The following is a 21,995-nucleotide window of genomic DNA, read 5'->3' as shown; positions in this document are numbered from 1 at the left end:
CCGCTACGGCAGGCGGTAGTCGGCGTTCAGGGCCGCGCCCGCCTCCGGGTGGGTCTCGTCGTAGCCGCGCGCGTCGCACTGCAGTCCGCCGACGATGCAGTGGTCGACCAGCGCCTTGAGGGTGCGGTCGTCCCAGGCGTTGAAGAAGTCGTAGTGGAAGCTGTGGCCCGGTCCGCTGGCCAGCCGTACCCGCGACATGTCTCCGTTGACGGGGAACGCCATCTTGAACTCGATCATCGGCAGGGCCACCGGATGGTCGGCGGGGCAGACGTTGTCGTTCGTGCCGGGCTTGACCACGGGGTAGGACATGTGGCTCCTGTGGTCGGGGGTGTCGAGGTACCTGCCGTCCCAGCAACTGGGCGCCTGGAAGCGGATGTTGAGCTGGACGTCGGCCCGGTTCGGGCAGGTCGCCGGGAACTCGGTGTTGAAGTAGCTGTCGCCGCACTCCCAGCCCTCTACGAAGCCGCGGTGGTGGCGGAACTCGTCGGCGGTCTGCATCGGGTTGCCGACGACGAACCTCAGGCCCTTGGGGAAGGGCCGGACCCTGGTGTAGTCGGTGACGCCGGCCTTGTAGTAGATGACCTGCGGGCCGATGGGCAGGATCGGCTTGTCGCCGTTGTAGAGGGTGGGCATCCAGTAGCCGGACAGGTCGCCGGGGGCCTTGCAGGTGGTGCCGCCCGCGCTCAGTGAGGCGGTCGTGCTGCCGGCGTCGGTGGTGGTGTTGCCCATGAACGTGTGGTCGTGGGACGCGCCGGGTTGCCGCGGATAGACGATCGGGTCGTCCGGCTGGGTGTGGCTGACCGCGCAGTTGGCCTGGAACTCGTGGAAGTAGCGGTGCGGCGGGTTCTGCGTGGCCGGGGGGAGGCCGGTGACGGGCGGGTCGGCGGGGATGTAGCCGTCACCGTCGGGGTCCTCAGGCGAGGAGGCGGTCGACAGCGCCATGGTGTGGCCGGTGTGCACGGTGGCGCCGGTGGACCGCGGTGGGGACGACGCGGCGACACCGGTGACGCCGAACGAGGTCAGCAGCAGGGCGGAGGTGACCAGCGCGCCCGAGAGGATCTTCGATCTCCGTGACATGGGGGCTCCTCGACGGGAGGGGAGGGGAGGTCGTACGGAGGTGGGAGAGCGCTCTCCCACCGCTGGAGTGTTGGGGCGGCGACGTGAGGGTGTCAAGGGAGACGACCAAAGAATCAGGGAAGCCGCATCGCTCACTTCTCGAAGGCAGCGACCGCGAAGTGACGGTCACTCAGGCGAAGCGCACGGAATTTCGGTCGCAACTCTTGACGCATCGTTCACGTCAATGAAGCATCCAACAGCGAGAGAGCGCTCCCCCACCCCCACTTCGTTCATTTACTGAACAAGGAGAGCCGCGCATGTCCCCCTCTTCCCCCACCTCCCCCGCTTCCCCTTCTTCGCCGTCCGTCGGCCGCCGGGCCGTCATCGGTGCCGCGGCGGCCGCCGTGCCCGTGCTGGTCGGCGTGTCCACGCCCGCCCGGGCAGCCGGCTCGTCCCGCACGTCCCCCCGCGCCCTGCCCGGCGGGGGCGACCTCGGCCCGAACGTGCTGGTGTTCGACCCCGGCACACCCGGTATCCAGGCGAAACTGGACCAGGTCTTCCAGCAGCAGGAGTCGGCCCAGTTCGGCAGCGGCCGCTACGCCCTGCTGTTCAAGCCCGGCACGTACAACGGCCTGAACGCCCAGCTCGGCTTCTACACCTCCATCGCGGGCCTCGGCCTGTCTCCCGACGACACGACGATCAACGGTGACGTCACGGTCGACGCGGGCTGGTTCAACGGCAACGCCACGCAGAACTTCTGGCGTTCGGCGGAGAACCTGGCGCTGGTCCCCGCGAACGGCACGAACCGGTGGGCGGTGGCCCAGGCGGCGCCCTTCCGCCGTATGCACGTCCGAGGCGGGCTCAACCTCGCCCCCTCCGGCTACGGTTGGGCGAGCGGCGGCTACATCGCGGACAGCCGGATCGACGGTCAGGTCGGGCCGTACTCGCAGCAGCAGTGGTACACCCGCGACAGCGCCATCGGCAGCTGGCTCAACGGCGTGTGGAACATGGTGTTCTCCGGCGTCCAGGGTGCCCCGGCACAGAGCTTCCCCAACCCGCCCTACACCACGCTCGACACCACTCCCGTCTCCCGGGAGAAGCCCTTCCTGTACGTCAGCGGCAGCGAGTTCCGGGTCTTCCTGCCGGAGAAGCGGACCGGCGCCCGCGGGGTCAGCTGGGGCAACGGCACGCCGCGGGGCACGTCCCTGTCGCTGTCGCAGTTCTACGTCGCGAAGCCGGGCGTCAGCGCGGCCACCCTCAACCAGGCGCTCGCGCAGGGACTGCACCTGCTGCTGACGCCGGGCGTCTACCACGTGGACCAGCCGATCCAGGTGGGCCGTGCCGGCACCGTGGTACTGGGCCTGGGGTACGCGACGCTCGTCCCCGACAACGGGACCACGGTGCTGAAGGTGGCCGACGTCGACGGCGTACGGCTCGCGGGGTTCCTCATAGACGCCGGACCGGTCAACTCCCCGACGCTGCTCGAGGTCGGACCGGCCGGCTCGGCGAACGACCACTCCGCCAACCCGACCACCGTGCAGGACGTCTTCGTGCGCATCGGCGGCGCGGGCGCCGGCAAGGCGACCACGAGCATGGTGATCAACAGCCGGCACACCATCGTCGACCACACCTGGGTGTGGCGCGCCGACCACGGCACGGGTGTCGGCTGGGACACCAACCGCGCCGACTACGGTGTCGTGGTCAACGGCGACGACGTGCTGTGCACCGGACTGTTCGTGGAGCACTTCAACAAGTACGACGTGCAGTGGTTCGGTCAGCGGGGCCGCACGATCTTCTTCCAGAACGAGAAGGCGTACGACGCCCCGAACCAGGCCGCCGTCCAGAACGGCTCGGTCAAGGGCTACGCGGCCTACCGGGTCGGCGACAACGTCACCACGCACGAGGGCTGGGGACTGGGCAGCTACTGCTACTACAACGTCGACCCGTCGATCGTGCAGCACCACGGCTTCGCCGCGCCGAACCGCCCGGGGGTGAGGTTCCACGACCTGCTGGTCGTCTCGCTCGGCGGCAACGGCCAGTACGAACACGTGATCAACGAGACGGGATCACCGACTTCGGGCACGTCCACGACCCCGTCCACGGTGGTGTCGTACCCCTGAGCCCGGCACCGCCCATGCCGCCCAGGGTCGTCCGGCGTCAGACGCGGTGGCCCTGGGCGGCCACCTGTGCACGCAGGGCCGGCTCCTGCCGCCCGGGGCCGGGGACACCGGTCGCGTCTCCCGGGCCGCGTGGTAGCTTCCCGTCGTCGGGCGCGGACGTGCCTGCCCCGGACGAGATGTGCGCCGTACCCGGCCCGACAGGACGACGCACGTGGAGGCATCGTGGGTACCGGCAGGCAGCTGATCGACTTCACCGGCACCGCTCCCCGGGCGCGCCCTCTGGACGTGAGGTGGATCCACGGCTCGCCGTCGGCCAAGCACAACACCGACCCGGACATCCAGGTCCACGCCTACGACGAGCACACCTTCATCCTGCGGCAGAACATGGCGGTCCACTACGAGGCGCCCTTCCTGTTCCTGCTGTGCGGCAACGAACGGGCCGTACTGATCGACACCGGTGCCACCGAGTCGCCCGAGTTCTTCCCCCTGCGCCGGGTCGTCGACGCACTGCTCGCGGACTGGCTCGCCCGGCATCCCCGGGAGGGCTACGAGCTGCTCGTGCTGCACACCCACGGGCACGGCGACCATGTCGCGGGGGACGGCCAGTTCGCGGGCCGTCCCGCCACCATGGTGGTGGGCGCGGACCGCCCCACCGCCTGGCCGTACTTCGGGTTCGACACGGACCCGGACGCCGTCGCCCGCGTCGACCTCGGTGGACGGGTGCTGGAGTGCCTGGCCACCCCGGGCCACCACGAGGCGGCCGTGACCTTCTACGACCCGGCCACCGGCCTCCTGCTCACCGGTGACAGCGTCTACCCCGGCCGGCTCTACATCCAGGACCTGCCCGCGTTCACCCGCAGCATCGAGCGGCTGATCGCGTTCGCCGACCGCCGGCCGGTCACCCATGTGCTCGGCTGCCACATCGAGATGACCACCGAGCCGGGCGTGGACTACCCGGTGCGCACCACCTACCAGCCGGCCGAGCCCCCGCTCCAGCTGACCCCGGCCCACCTGCGCCGGATCCGGGACGCGCTCACCGAACTCGACGACGGCGTCACCTGGCGCGCTCGCTCCGACTTCGTTCTCTGTCCGCACACCTGAGCGCTCCGGCGGCGGACGCAGTGTGCGGCACCGTGGACGACGGCCGACGCGGTGTGCGGCGCCGGGGAGCCCCCGGCGCCGCACACACCCGCCCCGCCCTCTGAACGCCACCGCTTCTCAGGCGGCCGCCTCGCTGTGCTCCCGATCGCGGTGGATCGGTGTGTTGGAGCCGGTCAGGGGGACGCCCGTCCCGCCCCGCCGGGCGGCGACGATCTCCGCCACGATCGACAGGGCGGTCTCCTCGGGCGTCCGGGCGCCGAGGTCGAGTCCGATCGGTGACCGCAGCCGGGCCAGCTCCCGCTCGCTCACGCCTTCCTCCCGCAGACGCCGGTTCCGGTCCTCGTGGGTGCGGCGCGAGCCCATCGCACCGACGAACGCCACCGGCATGCCGAGGGCCGTCTTCAGCAGGGGCACGTCGAACTTCGCGTCGTGCGTGAGCACGCACAGGACGGTGCGGGCATCGGTCGCGGTGCGCCGCAGATAGCGGTGCGGCCAGTCGACGACGACCTCGTCGGCGTCGGGGAAGCGGGCCCGCGTGGCGAAGACGGGGCGGGCGTCGCAGACGGTCACGTGGTACCCGAGGAACTTCCCGGCCCGGGCCAGCGCCGACGCGAAGTCGACCGCACCGAAGACGATCATGCGCGGGGGCGGCAGGTGGGACTCGACCAGCAGGGTGAGGCCGCCGGGGCAGTGCGAGCCGTCCGCCGAGAGGTCCACCGTGCCGGTGCTGCCCGCCTCCAGCCGGGCCCGGGCTTCGGCCGCCGCCGTCCGGTCCAGCTCGGCGTGGCCGCCGAGGCCGCCTTCGTACGTGCCGTCGTCCCGCACCAGCAGGGTCCGGCCGAGGAGTTCGGCGGGGCCGCGGGCGACCCGGGCCAGGGCCGCCGGCTCGCCCCGGCCGGCGGCCGACAGGGCCGACGCCAGGACCGTCCGGTCCGGCGCTTGCCCGCCGACCGGCGTGATCAGGACGTCGATCGTCCCGCCGCAGGTCAGTCCTACGGCGAAGGCGTCCTCGTCGCTGTAGCCGAACCGCTCGGTGACGCTCTCGCCCGTCTCCAGCGCCGTCCGGCACAGGTCGTAGACCGCGCCCTCCACGCAGCCGCCGGAGACCGAGCCGACGACGGTGCCCGCGCGGTCGACGGCGAGGGCGGCGCCGGGACCGCGCGGCGCGCTGCCGCCGACGGCCACGACGGTGGCGACGGCGAACTCCCGGCCCGCCTCGATCCAGGTGCTCAGCTCCTCGGCCAGGTCAAGCATCCGGCGCTCCTCCGGCCGAGAGGATACGGTCGGGCCGTATGGGCAGGCTGCGGTGGCGTACGCCGGTCGCGTGCCAGACCGCGTTGGCGATGGCGGCCGCCGCGCCCACGATGCCGATCTCACCGATGCCCTTGATGCCGACCGGGTCCTTCGGATCCGGGTCGTCGATCCAGTCGGCCTCGATGTGCGGTACGTCGGCGTGCGTGGCCACGTGGTAGCCCGCGAGGTCGGCGCCGACGTGGCCGCCCGAGGCACGGTCCCGTACGGCCTCCTCGTGCAGCGCCATGGAGATGCCCCAGATCATGCCGCCACGGAACTGATTGCGTGCGGTGAGCGGGTTGACGATGCGGCCCGCCGCGAAGATGCCGAGCATCCTCCGCACGCGCACCTCGCCGGTGGTGGGATCCACGGCCACCTCGGCGAACTGCGCGCCGTAGGAGTGGCGTTCGGCGGGGGCGAGGGCGCCGATGGCCGCGGCGGTGTTCGACCGCACCGTGATGCCCTCCGGCGGGACGGGGCCCAGGGCCAGGCGGTCGCGCAGTTCGTCGGCGGCCGCCGTGACCGCCCAGGCCCAGGAGCGGGTGCCCATGGAGCCACCGGCGATCATCGCCGGTCCGAAGTCGCTGTCGCCGATGCGGACCCGGACGCTCTGCGTGGGTACCCGCAACGCGTCGGCGGCGACCAGGGTGAGGGCCGTACGGGCCCCGGTGCCGATGTCGGCCGCGGCGATCCGGACGGTGAAGGTGCCGTCCGGGTGAGCGGTCACGGTGGCCGTCGACGGGCCGGCGCCCGCCGGGAAGGAGGCCGCCGCGGTGCCGGTGCCGAGCAGCCAGCGGCCGTCCCTGCGCAGTCCGGGGCGTGGGTCGCGGTCCGCCCAGCCGAACCTGCGGGCGCCCTCCCGGAAGCAGGCGGGCAGATTGCGGCCGGCGAACGGCAGGCCGGAGACCGGTCCCTTGTCGGGTTCGTTGCGCAGGCGCAGCTCGACCGGGTCGATCCCGCACTTCTCGGCGAGTTCGTCCAGCGCCGCCTCCAGCGCGAACGACCCCGGTGCCTCACCCGGGGCGCGCATCCACGTCGGGGTCGGCACGTCGAGCCGTACGACACGGTTGGCGGTGTGGTGGGCGTCGGCGTCGTACATCACCCGGGCCGCCCCGGCACTGGATTCGATGAACTCGTGCACGGTGGAGGTGAGGCTGAGCGAGCGGTGCTCCAGTGCCCGCAGCCGTCCGTCGGCGTCGGCGCCGAGCCGGACGCGCTGGGTGGTGGGGCTGCGGTAGCCGGCCAGCGAGAACATCTGGCGGCGGGTCAGGACGACCCGCACCGGGCGCTGCAGGACGGTCGCCGCCATCACGGCGGCCACCTGGTGGGCGCGCACGCCCTTGCTGCCGAAGCCCCCGCCGACGTGCTCGGAGCGCACGCGCACCGAGGCCGGGTCGAGCGAGAAGAGGTTCGCGAGTTCGCCGATGACCCAGGTGGCGCCCTGGTTGGAGTCGACCAGCTCGAGTCGGCCGTCGTCCCAGTGGGCGGTCGCCGCGTGCGGTTCCATCGGGTTGTGGTGCTCTTCGGGGGTGGTGTACTCGGCGTCGACGACGACGGCCGACGCGGCCAGTTCGGCGTCGAGGTCCCCCTTCTCCGTCACCGCCGGCCCATGGCTGTCCAGCGGGTAGGCGTCCGGGTGCTCGCCCGTGAAGTCGACGTCGTGGGGCTCTTGTTCGTAGTGCACCACGAGTGCCTCGGCGGCCTCCCTGGCCTGCTCGGACGTCTCGGCGACGACCAGTGCCACCGGCCAGCCCAGGTGGGGCACCCGGTCGTGCTGGAAGACGGCGCAGGTCGGGTCCGGCCGCGTGCCCAGCAGGCCGACGTAATCGGTCTCGAGGCGTGGGGCGTTGCGGTGGTCCAGGACGGCGAGGACGCCCGGCATGGCGAGGACGGGGTCGGTGTCGATGGCGCGGATGCGGCCGCGGGCGACGGTGGACAGCGCCAGCCAGCCGTGCGCGAGGTCGGCGAAGGGGATCTCTCCGGCGTAGCGGGCCGCTCCGGTGACCTTGTCCCTGCCCTCCACGCGGGTGTGGGCGGTGCCGACGGAGGGCACCGGCGTGGGTGTCCCGGTGGTGACGGTGGTCATCGGGCGGTCTCCTCGGCGAGTTCGGTCAGTACGGCCACCACGAGGTTGCGCATGAGGGTCACCTTGTAGGCGTTGTGCGGCAGCGGTCGCGCCGCGGTCAGTTCGGCGTCGGCGGCGGCGGCGAAGGTGCCGGCGTCGGCCGGCGCGCCGGTCAGCGCGCGTTCGGCCGCGAGGGCCCGCCACGGACGGGAGGCGACCGCGCCGAAGGCCAGGCGGGCGTCCCGGACGACGCCGTCCCGGACGTCGAGCGCGGCGGCGACCGAGCCGATGGCGAACGCGTACGAGGCGCGCTCGCGGACCTTGCGGTAGCGGGAGTGGGCGGCGGTGGGCACGGGCGGCAGGGTGACGCCCGTGATCAGTGCTCCCGGCGGAAGTGCGGTCTCGCGGTGGGGGGTGTCGCCGACGGGGAGGTAGAACTCGGCGAGCGGCAACTCCCCCGGTCCGTCGGCGGTTTCGTAGTGCACGACGGCGTCGAAGGCGGTGAGCGCGACGGCCATGTCCGAGGGGTGTACGGCCACGCAGTGGTCGGAGGCGCCCAGGATCGCGTGGTTGTGGTGTTCGCCCTGGACGGCGGGGCAACCGCTGCCCGGGACACGCTTGTTGCACGGTTGGGTGACGTCGGTGAAGTAGCCGCAGCGGGTGCGCTGCAGCAGGTTCCCGCCGACCGTGGCCATGTTGCGCAGCTGCCCGGACGCGCCCGCCAGCACCGCCTGCGCCAACGCCGGGTAGCGGCGCCGGACTTCGGGGTGGGCGGCCAGGTCGCCGTTGGTGACGGTGGCGCCGATACGCAGGCCGCCCTCCGGCGTCGACTCGATTTCGCCGAGCGGGAGTTCACGGATGTCGATGAGCCGTGCGGGGCGTTCGACACCGGTCTTCATGAGGTCGACGAGGTTGGTGCCGCCGCCGAGGAAGCGGGTGTCCGGATCGGCGCCGAGCAGCGCGACGGCGCCGGCGACATCGGATGCCCGCTGATAGCCGAACTCCCTCATGCCACGGCCCCCTTCGTGCCCGCTGCCGCGGGGCTGACGGGCGCCGCGTGCGTGTCGGTACCGGCCTCGGCCGCACGGGCCACCGCCTCGACGATCGAGACGTAGGCGCCGCACCGGCACAGGTTGCCGCTCATTCGTTCGCGAATCTCCTCGGCGGTGAGGGGTGGTGGCCCCGCTTCGGGCCGGACGTCGTCGGTGACGGCGCTGGGCCAGCCCGCCGCGTGTTCCTGGAGCACGCCGATGGCCGAACAGATCTGTCCGGGGGTGCAGTAGCCGCACTGGAAACCGTCCAGGTCGAGGAACGCCTGCTGCACCGGGTGCAGCTGTTCACCGTCGGCGAGGCCTTCGATGGTGGTGATCTCGCGGTCCTCGGCCGCCACGGCCAGTTGCAGGCAGGCGACGGCCCGCCGGCCGTCCAGCAGGACGGTGCAGGCACCGCATTGCCCCTGGTCGCAGCCCTTCTTGGTACCGGTCAAGGTGAGGCGCTCGCGCAGTGCGTCGAGCAGGGTCGTGCGGTGATCGACGGGCAGTGTGTACTTCTCGCCGTTGATCTTCAAGGTGATGACACTGGACGTCGATAGGGCCATGAGCAGCTTCTTTCGCATTCCAGAACAGTTGGGGGGTCCGGCGGCCGGAGGACCGGGCGCCGTGGAGGGTGCGTGGTGCGGGTCGATGTCGCAGGGGCGAAGCGCAAGGGCGGGATGCCGGGGCCGAAGGTTGCGGCCGCCGACTGCCGTAGGGCCGCCTCCACGGCTATCGTGGACGGAACCGGACAGCTGTCCGCTATCTCGGAACCGTAACGGACAGCTGTCCGGTTAGCAAGGGCGGGGTTCGGCCACGAACCCTCGAGGAGGACGGACGAGTGCCGCAGAAGAAGGACCCACCCCTGCGCTCGGACGCGCGGCGCAACCGCGAACGCATCCTGGACGTGGCCCTCGCCGAGCTGACCCGTTGCGCCGACGCCCCGCTGAGCGCGATCGCCAAGAAGGCCGGCGTCGGGCAGGGCACGTTCTACCGCAACTTCCCCAACCGCGAGGCGCTCGTCCTGGAGATCTACCGCCACGAGATGCAGCAGGTCGCCGACAGCGCGGCCCAGCTGCTCGCGACACGGACCCCCGAGCAGGCCCTGCGCGCCTGGATGGACCGGCTCGCCGAGTTCGCCATGACCAAGGCCGGTCTGGCCGACGCGATACGCCAGGCGACCGGCGCACCGGGAAGTCCGGCGAAGCCCGCCAACACACCGGTGACCGCGGCGGCGGAACTCCTGCTGCGCGCCAACGAGGAAGCCGGCACCATCCGCCCCGGAATCACCCAGGACGACTTCCTCCTCGCCATCGCGGGCCTGTGGCAGCTCGACCCCCACGACGACTGGCAGCCACGCGCCACCCGACTCCTCGACCTCGTCATGGACGGCCTGCGCACGGGGGCGTCCGGCCGATGAACGCGGCACCGCCGGCGGCACGCCGGCGCGTCCGGCCGGTGAGCCAGGGTTCACCGCCGGCGGACCGTCGAGAGCGCCGACCGTACCCCCCGTACGGAGCCCGACAGCCCCGCCGACATCGCGTGGTCGGCCGACCGTGCCCGGCGGGGCCCTACCACCGGCACGAAGCCCGACAGCCGTGCCGAGACCGCGTAGTCGACCGCCCACGCCCGGCGGGGCCCCGGCGCCAACGCCGACCGAACCCCCGGCACGAAGCCCGACAGGCGTGCCAAGACCGCGTAGTCGACCGCCCACGCCCGGCGGGGCCCCGGCGCCAACGCCGACCGAACCCCCGGCACGAAGCCCGACAGCCGTGCCAAGACCGCGTAGTCGACCGCCCACGCCCGGCGGGGCCCCGGCGCCAACGCCGACCGAACCCCCGGCACGAAGCCCGACAGGCGTGCCTTGGGCGCGTGGTCGGCCGCCCGTGCCCAGGGGGGCCTCACAGACCCAACGTGATCGCAGCGCCGACCCCGCCGAGGACGAGGGCCAGTGCGGCCTCGGCCCAGCCGCCGCGGCCCCAGGGAAGGAACCGGTCGACGGACAGGCGGCCCGGGCCGATGGCCGCGACGGCCAGCGCGACCACGGCGATGCTGACGTTGTACTCGACGCCGCCGTCCGTCTCCCACAGGCCGTGGGCGGCGGTGACAGTCACCATGGCATTGATCATCACGCCGATCACGGCCGCGGCCGCCAGTGGAGTCAGCAGCCCGAGCGCCAGGCCGAGACCGCCGAGAAATTCGGAGAGGCTGCCGATCAGAGCGAAGACCTTTCCCGGACGGTAGCCGAGGCTTGCGAAGGCCCGGCCGGTCGCCGTCAGGCCGTCCCCGCCGAACACCCCGAACAGTTTCTGGGCCCCGTGGGCGGCCATCAGCAGCCCGAAGGTCAGTCGCAGGAGCAACAGGCCCCAGTCGGCGGCGGACGACGTCCGCGCGGCGGCGTCGTCTGCTCGCGAGTCCGCGGGACTCGAAGGGCCGTGCGGATTTCGTCTCGTATACATGGCAGTGCTCCGGAACGGGCGGTGCCCCAGTGCCGATCCTTCCGCAGCGACCATGATCATGCATCTGGGGCGGGTCCGCGCTGCCGGCGGTAGCCTGCTCGTGAGGGCAGCCATGGCCGAAAAGGTACGCATCCGGCTCCTCGGCGGTTTCACCGTGACGGTCGACGACCGCCCGGTCCCCGCCGGGGCGTGGCGGCTGCGCAAGGCCCGGAGCCTGCTGAAACTGCTCTGCCTCGAACCAGGCCACCGGATGCACCGGGAACGGCTCTACGACCTCCTGTGGCCGGGCCTGGACCGGACGGCAGCGGCCAACAACCTGCACCAGGTGCTGCACGCCGTACGACGGGCTCTGGCGGCCACGGGCGCGCCGGGCGATGTCGTCGTGCTCCGCGACGACATGGTGCTGCTCGGCCCCGACGGAGGTGTCCGGATCGACCTCGATGCCTGCGACGAGGCGGCCCGGCGGGCCGCCGACGGCGGCGGAACCGCGGACTACCGTGCCGCGCTCGTCCTGGCCGGTCCGGATCTGCTGCCGGAGGACCGCTACGAGTCCTGGGTGAGCGAGGCGGCCGGGGCGCTGGAGACACGACGTACGGCGCTGCGGCTGGGACTGGGTGAGGCGCTGGAGCGGGAGCAGCGCACGGCCGAGGCCATCGAGGTGCTGCGGGCCCTGGTGGACGAGGATCCCCTGCACGAGCCCGGCCACCGGGCCCTGATGCGGGTCCTGGCCGGCGCCGGCCGGCGCCGGGAGGCACTGGCCGCCTACGAACGTCTGCGGGACGCACTGGGCGCGGACGGCGGCGCCGACCCCGACCCGCAGACGCGCAGCCTCTACCGCACGTTGCTGGCCGACTCGGTCGAGGCGCAAGAACCGCGGGCGGAGCCCCGACGGCGGCAGCGGGCGAAGCCCCCACCGCACCGTCTGCCGGCACCGGCCACACAGCTCATCGGCCGGGAGCGGGAGCTGGCCGAGGTGGAGCAGTTGCTCGGCCGGAGCGGGCTGCTCACGCTCACCGGGGCCGGCGGCTGCGGCAAGACGCGGCTCGCGCTCGCGGTGGCAGCGCGTCGGGGCGACGACTTCCGGGACGGGGCGTGCTTCGTGGACCTCGCGGGGCTGGCGGAACCGGACCTCGTGCCCGAGGCGGTCGCCGCGGCGCTGGGGCTGCACCTTCCGCCGTACGGCGGTGGCCGGCAAGCCCTGGTCGCACAGCTCGGCGGCCGGGAGCTGCTGCTGGTGCTGGACAACTGCGAGCACCTGATCGACGCGTGCGCCACCCTGGCCTCCGAGGTCATCGCCCACTGCCCGGGCGTCTTCGTCCTCGCGACCAGTCGGGAGGCGCTGCGCTCCTACGGAGAACGCACCTTCCGGGTGCCCTCGCTGAGTCTGCCGGATCCGCGCCGGCTGCCGTCCGTGACGGAACTGGGCCGCTTCGCCTCCGTGCGGCTGTTCGTGGAGCGGGCCGCCGACGCGGCGCCGGGGTTCCGGCTGTCCGACGGTAACGCGGCCGCGGTGGCGCAGATCTGCTTCCGGCTCGACGGGATGCCGCTGGCCCTGGAGCTCGCGGCGGCCCGGGTGCACGTGCTCGCCCCGCGGCAGATCGCCGAACGCCTGGACGACGCGCTGGCCCTGCTCGGCCGGGGCAGCCGGCGCGGTGCGACACGCCAGGAGACGCTGCTGGCCACGCTGGAGTGGAGCCACCGGCTGCTGGACGACGAGGAACGGCGTCTGTTCCGCCGGCTCGCGGTCTTCGTCGGCGGGTTCTCCCTCGCCGCGGCCGAGGAGGTGTGCGCGGACGGGGTGCACGCCGCCTCGGTGCTGGACCTGCTCGGCCGGCTGGCCGACAAGTCCCTGGTGTGGGTGGAGCCCCGGCAGGACGAGGTCCGCTACCGGCTGCTCGAGACGATCCGGCAGTACGCGGCGGACCGGCTGCGGGCCGCCGGCGAACTGGCGGTCACCGAGGCCGGGCACCGGCGTTTCTACCTGGCGCTCGCCGAGGCCCTGGACCGGGAGCCGCCCACCGGTGTCTCGGGGGCTGCGTCGCTGGAGCTGGAGGCCGACTACGGCAATCTCCGGGCCGCCCTGCGCTCCCTGCTGCGCCACGAGCCGGACGGCGCGCTGCGGCTGGGCGTCGCCCTGCGCTCCTTCTGGCCCGAGCGGGGCCGCCTCGCCGAGGGCCGGCGGTGGCTGGACGCCGCCCTGGCCGCCGCACCGGAGCCCTCCCCCGAGCGGGCGCGGGCGCTGATGGGGCGGGCCGTGCTGGAGATCCGGCTCGGGGACGGCTCCCCGCTGGAGGACATCGGCGAACAGATCGTCGGGATCCACCAGCGCCGGCCGGACTCGGCAGCGCTGGCGTACGCCCGCTGTCAGCAGGCGGTCCTGCTCTGGATGCGCGGTGCCTGGGACCGTGCGGGCACCGCCCTCGGCCTGGCCCGAAGCCTGGCCCACGAGACGGGCGAGCCATCGGTCCTCGCCGTCGCGGCGCATCTCGAGGGCGTGTGGGCCGTCTGCCGCGGCGAGGGCGCGGTGGCCCGTGCGGCCTGCGGGGAGAGTCTCCGGCTGCTGGACCACGTCGCGGCCGGGTGCGGACCGTTCTTCCCGGTCATGACACCGGGCTACGCGCTGGAGGACGACGGGGCGGGGCCGGTGTCGCTGTACTTCGAGGAGACGGTGCTCGCCGGCCGTACGGTCGGTCCGTCCCGGGCGCGCGGCTACGCGCTGGCGAACCTCGCGTGGGCGAGCCGTCTCGACGGCGACACCGGCGCCGCCGTCGCCGCGGCCGAACGCAGTGCCGGCCACTTCCGCGCGCTCGACGATCCGCACGGCGAGTCCCTGGCCCTCAACGCGCTCGGCAACATCCACCGAAGCCGCGGCGACCTGGATGCGGCACGGAAGTACCTGGACGCGGCGCTGTCGATCAGGCGCCGGCTCGGTGACCGCCGGGAGGTGGGCATCACCCTCGGCTGCCTGGGCCTGCTCCAGCTGGCCGGCGGGGACACCGGCAGCGCGCGGGCGACCCTCGCGAAGGTCCTCGCCGGCTTCGAGGAGACCGACGACATCCCGGGCATCACCAACAGCCTGCTCCACCTCGGGCTCGTGGCCCGGGCCACCGGCGACTCGGCGCGAGCGCGCACCCTGCTGACCCGGGCCCTGCGTCTGGAGCACGTCGCCGGGTCGCCGTCCGCCGCCGGATGGGTCGCGCTCATGCTGGCGCGGCTGCAGTGGCAGGCCGGTGAGCGCGAGGCGGCACAGGCGACGGCGGCCCGGGCCGGCGACCTGTTCGCCGGCCTCGGCAACGCCCGCGGGCCGGCCGTGCTGCGGCGCGCCATCCCCGGCGGGCCCGGCGGCAAAGCGGCTGCTGAGTGAGTGCTAAGTGGCGCTGCCTAGCGTCCTGAGCGTCGGTGCACGCACTCACACCAAGGAGCCGATCATGTCGATCGACACGGCCAAGGGCATCCTGGGGGACGCCACCATCGCCGAGCTGGAGGCGGGCCTGCGCGGCACCGTCGTCCGCCCCGAAGACCCCGGCTACGACCAGGCCCGCGCCGTCTGGAACGCCGCCCACGACAAGCATCCGGCACTCGTCGTGCGGTGCGCCGGGACCGCCGACGTCATCCGCGCCGTCGAGTTCGCCCGCAGCCAGGACCTGCTCGTCGCCGTACGCGGCGGCGCCCACAGCATCGCCGGGTTCTCGACCTGCGACGACGGCATCGTCATCGACCTGTCCCCGATGAAGGGCGCCTTCGTCGATCCTGTACGGCGCCGGATGGTCGCCCAGGCCGGGATGACGTGGGGCGATCTCGACCACGAGACGCAGGCCTTCGGGCTCGCCGTGCCCGGTGGCCTGATCTCGACGACCGGGATCTCGGGCTTCACGCTCGGCGGCGGAGTGGGCTGGCTGCTGCGCCGCCACGGACTGGCCTCCGACAACCTGACGGCGGCCCAGGTCGTCACCGCGGACGGCCGCGTGGTGCACGCGGACGCGCAGGAGCACTCCGACCTCTTCTGGGCCCTGCGCGGCGGCGGCGGCAACTTCGGGGTCGTGACCTCGCTCGAGTACCAGCTGCACCCGGTCGGGCCGCAGGTCCTGGCCGGCCTGATCGTCTACCCGCTGGACGAGGCCCGGCAGGTGATCACGGGCTGGCGCGAGCTGATCGCGGACATGCCCGACGAGCTGACGACGCTGATCGTGCTGACCACGGCACCGCCGCTGCCCTTCCTGCCCCCGGAGGTCCACGGCACCCGCATCGTGGTGCTGGCCGGCATGTACGCGGGTGACCCCGCGGCCGGTGAGACGGCCGTCGGTCCGCTGCGGACGCTGGGGACACCCATCGCCGACGTCATGGGCCCGATGCCGTACACGGGGATGCAGTCGCTGCTCGACCCGATGTGGACGGCCGGTGCCCACAACTACTTCACGTCGGCGTTCATCGAGCCGACCGAGGCCGCCCTCGACGCCGTGCTGCGCCGCCACGCGACGACGCCCACGCCCTCCAGCGAGCTGCATCTGCACCAACTCGGCGGTGCCTTCGCCCGTGTGCCCGCGCAGGCCTCGGCGTTCAGCCAGCGGGATTCGGGCGTGCTGTGCAACGTGATCGCCCGGTCTCCCGACGCGACGGCCTTCGACGCGCATGTCGCCTGGGCCCGCGACACCCGCGAGGAGATCGCACGGCACGGCCACGGGGCCATGTACGTCAACTTCACCGGCGACGCCGCCGAGGACAGGGTGCGCGCCGCGTACCCCGGCTCGGTGCACGAACGGCTCGTGCGGGTCAAGGACGCCTACGACCCGACGAACCTGTTCCGCCTCAACCAGAACATCCGCCCCTCGGCCGCCGCATGACCGGCCGGAGGCGGATACCGGCGTCGGTCGTACAGGTGATCACCCGATCGTGCAGAGCCGTCCGGTCCCGCGTTGCGCCTGATCTCGCCGCGGACGCTCCCACGCGTGTGCTGATTCGCGCGGAGCCCTCCTCCTGACCGCGCGAGCCCGGCCGAAGGGCGCCGGCCGGTGTCAGAGGGCCATCTCGTCGAACAGGAGGGACAGGTCCGGTTCTTGGACCCGGCCCAGTGTCTGTTCGGCCCAGATCACCTTGCCGCGCGGTGCGTAGCGGACACCCCAGCTGTCGGCGAACTGGGAGACGAGGAACAGGCCGCGGCCTCCTTCGTCGGTGGTGGCCGCGCGTCGCAGCCGGGGTGAGGTGTTGCTGCCGTCCGACACCTCGCAGACCAGGGTGCGGCCCAGCAGGATCCTGACGCGTACCGGCGGAGCGCCGTAGCGGATCGCGTTGGTGAGGAGTTCGCTGAGGATCAGTTCCATGGTGAAGGCCTGCTCCTCCAGCCCCCAGTCGGCGAGCCGCCGGCTCGCCTCGGAGCGGGTCCGGGACACGGACTCCACGTCGAACGGCACGTCCCAGGTGGCTACCCGGGACGGGTCGAGCAGCCGGGTCCGGGCCACCAGCAGGGCCACGTCGTCACTGGGGTGCTCGGGCAGCATCGTCTCCACGAGGGCGCCGCAGGTCTCCTCCGGCGTCCCGCCCGCCCGGGCGATGGTGGAGCGGAGCAGCTCCAGGCCCTCGTCGATGTCCCGTCCGCGGTTCTCCACCAGGCCGTCGGTGAACAGGACGAGGCGGCTGCCCTCGGGGAGGTCCAGCTCGCCGGTCTCGAAGGGATGGCCGCCCACTCCCAGCGGCGGGGACAGCGCGAGATCGGGGAAGGTCACCCTGCCCTGGGCGTCCGCCACGGCGGGTGCCATGTGCCCGGCGCGGGCGAAGGTGCAGTGCCCGCCGACCGGGTCGTAGACGGCGTAGAGGCAGGTGGCCCCGGTGAGCGGGGCTTGGTCGTCGTCGGCGTGGGCCGTCTGTGTGTCCAGCCGGATCACCATCTCGTCGAGATGGCCGAGCAGCTCGTCCGGGGCCAGGTCCAGCGAGGAGAAGTTCAGTACGGCGGTCCGCAGCCGTCCCATGGTGACCGCGGCTTGCAGCCCGTGTCCCACGACGTCGCCGACGACGAGTGCCACCCGGAAGCCCGGCAGCGCGATGACGTCGAACCAGTCGCCGCCGACGCCGGACTGCGCCGGCAGATAGCGGGAGGCGATCTCCAGCGCGTCCTGTTCGGGCAGGCCCAGGGGCAGCAGGCTGCGCTGCAGCGTCACGGCCATCGCGTGCTCGCGGGAGTACCGGCGTGCGTTGTCGATCGCGACGGCGGCCCGGGCCACCAGTTCCTCGGCCACGGCGACGTCCTCCTCCTCGAACGGTGGGGAGTCCGTGGACCGCCAGAAGTTGACCATGCCGAGGACCACACCGCGTGCCCGCAGCGGCACCGTGATCAGCGAACGGATGCCGTAGTCCAGCGCCTGCCGGGCTCCCTGCGGGTCCCGGGCGCGCCAGTCCTGGGCGGTGTTCAGGTCGGGCACCAGGACGGCCTTGCCGCGGTGCAGTGCCGCCGCGCTCGGTGTGTCGGCCACGACGAACCGGATCAGGTCCCCCACCGGCTGCAAGGGGTGCCCGGCTCGTGATTCGCGCAGCGCGGTCCGCCGCATCTGGCGCACCGCGCCCGTGGGCTCCTCGCCGCGCAGCACGGAGTCGAGGAGTTCCACGGTGACGAAGTCGGCCATGCGCGGAACAGCCACCTCCGACAGCTCCTCGGCGGTGCGCCGCATGTCGAGGGTGGTGCCGATCCGCATGCCGGCCTCGTACAGGAACGACAGCCGGCCCCGCGCCACCGCGGCCTGGCCGGAGAGGGCTCTCAGCTCGGTGGTGTCACGGAAGGTGGCGACCAGCCCCTGCCCGCCGCCGTACGGTGCGGTGGGCCGGGTGTTCACCGCCAGCAGCCGGTCCCCGGCCGGGATCACCTCGTCGGACGCGGCCTCCCCCGATGCCAGCAGCCGTGTGAGAGCGGGGCCCAGCCCCAGCTCCGTCACCTGCCGCCGGTCGGCGTCCTCGGGAAGCGCCAGCAGCCGGCGTGCCTCGTCGTTGGCGAGCAGGACCCGTCCGTCGCCGCCGATGATCAGGACTCCCTCGCGCACGGCGTGCAGCACGGCGTCGTGGTGTTCGTACATCCGGGTCATCTGGACCGGGCCGAGTCCGTGGGTCTGCCGTAGCAGCCGGCGGCTGACCAGAGCCGTACCGCCGGTCGCCAGCAGGAGCGCCCCGGCCGCCGCACCGAGCAGCATCGGCAGCTGTCGGTTCAGCACGCTGGTCAGGTTGGCGTACTGGATCCCGGCGCTGACCATGCCGACCACACGTCTGCTCGCGTCCATCACGGGTACGACCGTGCGCACGGCGTCGGTCGGCCGACCGTGGAAGGTCTCCGTGAACGCCTCGCCGGCGGCGGCTCGGCCGACGCCCGGGGCCTTCTTGCCGATCAGGGTGGGGTCGGAGTCGGCGATCCGGACCCCGTGTTCGTCCAGGACGGTGATGAAGTCGACGCCGGACGCCTTCTCCGCCTGCTCCACCGACATCTGCAGCTGTGCCGACGCATTCGGTGCCCGCACCGCGAGTGCCGTGCCGGGCGCGTGGGCGAAGGACTCGGCGGCGGCCATCGACCGGTCACGGGCGCTGCGCTCGGCGTCGTACCGGCCCTGCAGGAGGAGGGCGGCGGCCGCCACCGCGACCAGTACCAGCACGATGAGGGCCTGGAGCAGGAAGACCTGTGCGGCGAGTGTGCGGACGCTCAGGGCCGACGAGAGGCGGCGCCCGTGTGACGGCCGGAACCTTGGGCGACGGGGCGGACGGGATGTCCGCCGTGCGCCGGGCGGCGGCGCCGCTCTCGCCCATGGCCGGCGGGAACGCCCGCTCATGTCCCTTTTCTAGCACTGGGTCTCCCTGCTCGGCGACCGGTGTGCCCCCTGTCGCCGCGTCGCGCGCCGTCACCGGCCCGCCGATCCGGGCCGCGGAGCCGGCCAGGTCTTACGGAGCCATGACGCCCAGGGCGCCCGCGTGGGGCCGCGGCGCGGGCCGCTCTAGCGTGGCCGTATGCGCGTACTGGTCACCGGCGGTGCCGGGTTCATCGGGTCCCATGTCGTCGAGGCACTGCGGGAGAGCGGGCACGAGCCGCTCGTGTACGACGTCAGGGACGATCCCGGCGCGGACGTCCGGGACGCGGGGGCGGTCGCCGGGGCACTGTCCGGTGTGGACGCCGTCTGCCACCAGGCGGCCATGGTGGGGCTCGGCAACGGTGTCGCCGACGCGGCGGAGTACGTCTCGCGCAACGACCTGGGTACGGCCGTGCTGGTGGCCGCCATGGCGGAGGCGGGGGTGCGGCGCCTGGTGCTGGCCGGTTCGATGGTGGTCTACGGGGAAGGGCGGTACGACTGCCCGCGCCACGGTGTCGTGCGGCCCGGGCCGCGGGCCGCGGCCGACCTCGACGGGGGATCCTTCGAGCCGCGGTGCCCGCAGTGCGGGCAGGACCTGGTGCCCGGCCTGGTCGGTGAGGACGCCCCGGCCGACCCCCGGAACGTGTACGCGGTCACCAAGCTCGCCCAGGAGCACCTGGCCGCCGTCTGGGCGCGCTGCACGGGCGGGTCGGCGGTGTCCCTGCGGTACCACAACGTGTACGGTCCCCGGATGCCGCGCGACACCCCGTACGCCGGTGTGGCTTCCTTCTTCCGCTCGGCGCTCGCCCGCGGCGAGGCCCCCCGGGTGTTCGAGGACGGGCGGCAGCGGCGGGACTTCGTGCACGTGCGGGACGTGGCCGCGGCGAACGTGGCGGCGCTGGAGGCGGAGTCCGCACCGGGTGTGCTCACGGCGTACAACACCGGCAGTGGTGAGCCTCGGACCGTCGGTGAGATGGCGCGGGCGCTGTCCGACGCGTACGGAGGCCCGCACCCCGTGGTCACCGGGGAGTACCGGTTGGGCGACGTGCGGCACATCACCGCGGACTCGTCCCGGCTGCGGGCCGCGCTGGGCTGGAAGCCGCGGGTCGGATTCGGAGAAGGGATGCGGGAGTTCGCGCGGGCCGGGCTGCGCGGGCAGTGAGTCAGGGCGCGGCGGGGATGGTCACCTCGAAGCGGCAGCCGCCGGGAATGTTGCGGACGGCCGCCCGGCCCTGGTGTGCCTCCACGATGCCCCGCACGATGGCGAGGCCGAGGCCCGCGCCCGCCGGGGGTGTCCGGGCGTCGGTGCCGCGCCAGCCGGTGTCGAAGACCCGCGCCAGGTCCTCCTCGGGGATGCCGCCGCAGCCGTCGGTGACGGACAGCAGCACACCGTCCTCGGTGCGCTCCGCCGCGACCGCCACCGTGCCGTCGGCCGGGGTCCGGCGGATCGCGTTCACCAGCAGGTTGCCCAGGACCCGGCTCATCTCCCTGCCGTCCACCTCCACCGGCAGCGGCTCGACGCGGTCGCCGACCAGCCGTACCCCGTGTTCCCGGGCGAGCGCGTCGGCTCCCGCCAGCGCGTCGCCGACCAGGTCGTACACGGAGACACGGGAGGGGCTCAGCGGGAGGGTGCCCGCGTGGATGCGGGAGAGTTCGAAGAGGTCGCCGACCATGTCGTTGAGCCGTTCGACCTCGGTGCGGATCTGCTTCAGGTAGCGGTCGGGGTCGGCGGCCACGCCGTCCTCCAGCGCCTCCGACATGGCTCGCAGTCCGGCCAGCGGGGTGCGCAGGTCGTGCGAGATCCAGGCGACCAGCTCACGCCTGGAGGCCTCCAGCGCCCGCTCCCGCTCCCGGGACTCGGCGAGTTTGGCGCTGGTCGCCGCCAACTGGCGGCTGAGCGCGTCCAGTTCGGCGGTGGCCGGGGCGACGGGAGCGGCGAACTCGCCGCCGTCGCCGAAGTGGCGGGCGGCTTCGGCGAGTTCACGGCTGCTGGCGACGACCCAGCGGCCGAGCAGCAGCGCGGTGGCCAGCGAGACGACGGCCGCCATCGCGACGACGGTGGTGACAACGGTCAGGTCGTGCGAGGACAGGAACATCGCCCAGGCGACGGCGAGCGTGCCGGCGAGCATCGCGACGACCCCGACGGCCGCGACCACGGTGAGCGATGCGGTGAGCGAACGGCGTCGGACCAGGCGCAGCAGGCCTGCTCCGGCGAGGCCGGTGGCCGCGGCGCCGGCGAAGGAGTACAGGGCCATGAGGAGGGTGTCGTGCATCGTCAGCGCACCGCCTCACGGGCTTCGAAGCGGTAGCCGACGCCCCACACCGTCTGGATCAGGCGGGGTCGGGCCGGGTCGTCCTCGACCTTGCCGCGCAGTCGGCGGACATGGACGGTGACGGTCGACAGGTCGCCGAAGTCCCAGCCCCACACCTCCCGCATCAGGTCCTCGCGGCTGTAGGCCCGGCCCGGGTGCCGCAGGAAGAAGGCGAGCAGGTCGAACTCGCGGAGGGTGAGCGCGAGTTCGCTGCCGTTCTTGGTGGCCCTGCGGGCCCCGAGGTCGACCGACAGACCCGCTCCGACCAGTTGGGGGCCGGTGGCGACGGGGCGGCTGCGGCGCAGCACCGACTCCACGCGCAGGACGAGCTCCCGGGGGCTGAAGGGCTTGGTGACGTAGTCGTCGGCCCCGACCTCGAGGCCCAGGATGCGGTCGTCCTCGTCGCCGCGGGCGGTGAGCATGATGACCGGTACGGGAGCGCGGTCGCGTATCCGCCGGCACACCTCCAGACCGTCCATGCCGGGCAGCATCAGGTCCAGGACCACGAGGTCGGGCCGGTGCGCCGCGGCGCGCGTGAGCGCCGTCGGGCCGTCGTCGGCGCGGTCGACGACATAGCCGGCGCGGTGGAGATATCCGGTGACGACCTCGGCGACGGTCGGGTCGTCGTCGACGACCAGGACCCGGGCCGGCCCGTCGGAGGCTTCGGCCCCGGGGGACTCGTACGGCGGTTGCATGCCCCCAGCGTCGCACCGCGCGCCTGCCGTCGCGGAGCCGGCGGGTGCG

15 protein-coding genes and 1 riboswitch are annotated in these 21,995 nt (G+C 73.2%); of the genes, 6 read left to right on the top strand and 9 right to left on the bottom strand.

What is annotated here, in order from left to right; genetic code table 11:
* Positions 1 to 3 precede the first annotated feature (3 nt).
* The gene (locus ACGFRF_RS22310) at positions 4 to 1,077 is read right to left on the bottom strand and encodes a DUF1996 domain-containing protein (protein ID WP_393742474.1); all 1,074 of its coding nucleotides are present in this window, start codon (positions 1,075 to 1,077) and stop codon (positions 4 to 6) included.
* A gap of 296 nt (positions 1,078 to 1,373) precedes the next feature.
* Here ACGFRF_RS22310 and ACGFRF_RS22305 point away from each other — a divergent pair, with 296 nt between their 5' ends.
* The gene (locus ACGFRF_RS22305) at positions 1,374 to 3,176 is read left to right on the top strand and encodes a coagulation factor 5/8 type domain-containing protein (protein WP_393742472.1); all 1,803 of its coding nucleotides are present in this window, start codon (positions 1,374 to 1,376) and stop codon (positions 3,174 to 3,176) included.
* Positions 3,177 to 3,318: 142 nt separating this feature from the next.
* Positions 3,319 to 3,388: riboswitch (guanidine-III (ykkC-III) riboswitch) on the top strand.
* A 10-nt stretch (positions 3,389 to 3,398) separates the two neighbouring features.
* Positions 3,399 to 4,277 carry an MBL fold metallo-hydrolase gene (locus tag ACGFRF_RS22300; protein WP_393742470.1) on the top strand — a complete coding sequence of 293 codons (879 nt, stop codon included), beginning with the start codon at positions 3,399 to 3,401 and terminating at the stop codon, positions 4,275 to 4,277.
* A gap of 117 nt (positions 4,278 to 4,394) precedes the next feature.
* Here the strand turns inward: ACGFRF_RS22300 and ACGFRF_RS22295 are convergent, their stop codons facing one another.
* From ACGFRF_RS22295 to ACGFRF_RS22280, 4 genes are read right to left on the bottom strand one after another with little or no spacing between them, the layout of a single operon-like run.
* Positions 4,395 to 5,531, bottom strand: coding sequence for an XdhC family protein (locus ACGFRF_RS22295; RefSeq protein ID WP_393742468.1), 1,137 nt, complete (start codon positions 5,529 to 5,531; stop codon positions 4,395 to 4,397).
* Positions 5,524 to 7,656, bottom strand: coding sequence for a xanthine dehydrogenase family protein molybdopterin-binding subunit (locus tag ACGFRF_RS22290; protein WP_393742466.1), 2,133 nt, complete (start codon positions 7,654 to 7,656; stop codon positions 5,524 to 5,526). Before ACGFRF_RS22290 ends, ACGFRF_RS22295 begins: the two co-directional genes overlap by 8 nt.
* A complete protein-coding gene (locus ACGFRF_RS22285) occupies positions 7,653 to 8,645 on the bottom strand; it encodes an FAD binding domain-containing protein (protein WP_393742464.1) in 993 nt (330 codons plus the stop codon). The genes ACGFRF_RS22290 and ACGFRF_RS22285 overlap by 4 nt, the downstream gene beginning before the upstream one ends.
* Positions 8,642 to 9,232 (bottom strand): (2Fe-2S)-binding protein, encoded by a 591-nt coding sequence (locus ACGFRF_RS22280; protein ID WP_393742462.1) that lies wholly within the window; start codon positions 9,230 to 9,232, stop codon positions 8,642 to 8,644. The genes ACGFRF_RS22285 and ACGFRF_RS22280 overlap by 4 nt, the downstream gene beginning before the upstream one ends.
* A 275-nt stretch (positions 9,233 to 9,507) precedes the next feature.
* Between ACGFRF_RS22280 and ACGFRF_RS22275 the strand changes: the two genes are divergently transcribed.
* Positions 9,508 to 10,086 carry a TetR/AcrR family transcriptional regulator gene (locus tag ACGFRF_RS22275; protein WP_393742460.1) on the top strand — a complete coding sequence of 193 codons (579 nt, stop codon included), beginning with the start codon at positions 9,508 to 9,510 and terminating at the stop codon, positions 10,084 to 10,086.
* Between the two features lie 481 nt (positions 10,087 to 10,567).
* Here the strand turns inward: ACGFRF_RS22275 and ACGFRF_RS22270 are convergent, their stop codons facing one another.
* Complete coding sequence (locus ACGFRF_RS22270; protein ID WP_393742458.1) at positions 10,568 to 11,125, bottom strand: DoxX family protein; 558 nt, start codon at positions 11,123 to 11,125, stop codon at positions 10,568 to 10,570.
* 112 nt (positions 11,126 to 11,237) lie between these two features.
* Between ACGFRF_RS22270 and ACGFRF_RS22265 the strand changes: the two genes are divergently transcribed.
* Both ACGFRF_RS22265 and ACGFRF_RS22260 read left to right on the top strand, forming a co-directional pair.
* The gene (locus ACGFRF_RS22265; protein ID WP_393742456.1) at positions 11,238 to 14,489 is read left to right on the top strand and encodes a tetratricopeptide repeat protein; all 3,252 of its coding nucleotides are present in this window, start codon (positions 11,238 to 11,240) and stop codon (positions 14,487 to 14,489) included.
* A 64-nt stretch (positions 14,490 to 14,553) separates the two neighbouring features.
* Positions 14,554 to 15,966, top strand: a complete 1,413-nt coding sequence (locus ACGFRF_RS22260; protein WP_393742454.1) for an FAD-binding oxidoreductase — start codon at positions 14,554 to 14,556, stop codon at positions 15,964 to 15,966.
* Between the two features lie 171 nt (positions 15,967 to 16,137).
* On the opposite strand, the gene ACGFRF_RS22255 is transcribed toward ACGFRF_RS22260, so the two are convergent.
* A complete protein-coding gene (locus ACGFRF_RS22255; RefSeq protein WP_393742452.1) occupies positions 16,138 to 18,924 on the bottom strand; it encodes a SpoIIE family protein phosphatase in 2,787 nt (928 codons plus the stop codon).
* A gap of 175 nt (positions 18,925 to 19,099) precedes the next feature.
* Between ACGFRF_RS22255 and ACGFRF_RS22250 the strand changes: the two genes are divergently transcribed.
* Positions 19,100 to 20,101, top strand: coding sequence for an NAD-dependent epimerase/dehydratase family protein (locus ACGFRF_RS22250; protein WP_393742450.1), 1,002 nt, complete (start codon positions 19,100 to 19,102; stop codon positions 20,099 to 20,101).
* Position 20,102: 1 nt separating this feature from the next.
* Here ACGFRF_RS22250 and ACGFRF_RS22245 read toward each other — a convergent pair whose 3' ends face one another.
* Both ACGFRF_RS22245 and ACGFRF_RS22240 read right to left on the bottom strand, forming a co-directional pair.
* On the bottom strand, positions 20,103 to 21,212 hold the full coding sequence (locus tag ACGFRF_RS22245) for a sensor histidine kinase (RefSeq protein WP_393742448.1): 1,110 nt from the start codon (positions 21,210 to 21,212) through the stop codon (positions 20,103 to 20,105).
* Between the two features lie 2 nt (positions 21,213 to 21,214).
* Positions 21,215 to 21,946: a response regulator transcription factor gene (locus ACGFRF_RS22240; RefSeq protein ID WP_393742446.1), complete on the bottom strand. Its 732-nt coding sequence runs from the start codon at positions 21,944 to 21,946 to the stop codon at positions 21,215 to 21,217.
* Positions 21,947 to 21,995: the final 49 nt, after the last annotated feature.

The organism is Streptomyces sp. NPDC048521 (assembly GCF_043199855.1).
Classification (GTDB): domain Bacteria; phylum Actinomycetota; class Actinomycetes; order Streptomycetales; family Streptomycetaceae; genus Streptomyces.
The sequence above is the reverse complement of the archived record's forward strand: the minus strand, read 5'-3'. Positions and strand labels throughout refer to the sequence as shown.

Excerpts from the sequence above, each read along its gene's own strand:
- ACGFRF_RS22310 (WP_393742474.1), bottom strand. The coding sequence starts at position 1,077 with ATGTCACGGAGATCGAAGATCCTCTCGGGCGCGCTGGTCACCTCCGCC.
- ACGFRF_RS22305 (WP_393742472.1), top strand. The coding sequence starts at position 1,374 with ATGTCCCCCTCTTCCCCCACCTCCCCCGCTTCCCCTTCTTCGCCGTCC.
- ACGFRF_RS22295 (WP_393742468.1), bottom strand. The coding sequence starts at position 5,531 with ATGCTTGACCTGGCCGAGGAGCTGAGCACCTGGATCGAGGCGGGCCGG.
- ACGFRF_RS22290 (WP_393742466.1), bottom strand. The coding sequence starts at position 7,656 with ATGACCACCGTCACCACCGGGACACCCACGCCGGTGCCCTCCGTCGGC.
- ACGFRF_RS22285 (WP_393742464.1), bottom strand. The coding sequence starts at position 8,645 with ATGAGGGAGTTCGGCTATCAGCGGGCATCCGATGTCGCCGGCGCCGTC.
- ACGFRF_RS22280 (WP_393742462.1), bottom strand. The coding sequence starts at position 9,232 with ATGGCCCTATCGACGTCCAGTGTCATCACCTTGAAGATCAACGGCGAG.
- ACGFRF_RS22270 (WP_393742458.1), bottom strand. The coding sequence starts at position 11,125 with ATGTATACGAGACGAAATCCGCACGGCCCTTCGAGTCCCGCGGACTCG.
- ACGFRF_RS22265 (WP_393742456.1), top strand. The coding sequence starts at position 11,238 with ATGGCCGAAAAGGTACGCATCCGGCTCCTCGGCGGTTTCACCGTGACG.
- ACGFRF_RS22260 (WP_393742454.1), top strand. The coding sequence starts at position 14,554 with ATGTCGATCGACACGGCCAAGGGCATCCTGGGGGACGCCACCATCGCC.
- ACGFRF_RS22255 (WP_393742452.1), bottom strand. The coding sequence starts at position 18,924 with ATGAGCGGGCGTTCCCGCCGGCCATGGGCGAGAGCGGCGCCGCCGCCC.
- ACGFRF_RS22250 (WP_393742450.1), top strand. The coding sequence starts at position 19,100 with ATGCGCGTACTGGTCACCGGCGGTGCCGGGTTCATCGGGTCCCATGTC.
- ACGFRF_RS22245 (WP_393742448.1), bottom strand. The coding sequence starts at position 21,212 with ATGCACGACACCCTCCTCATGGCCCTGTACTCCTTCGCCGGCGCCGCG.
- ACGFRF_RS22240 (WP_393742446.1), bottom strand. The coding sequence starts at position 21,946 with ATGCAACCGCCGTACGAGTCCCCCGGGGCCGAAGCCTCCGACGGGCCG.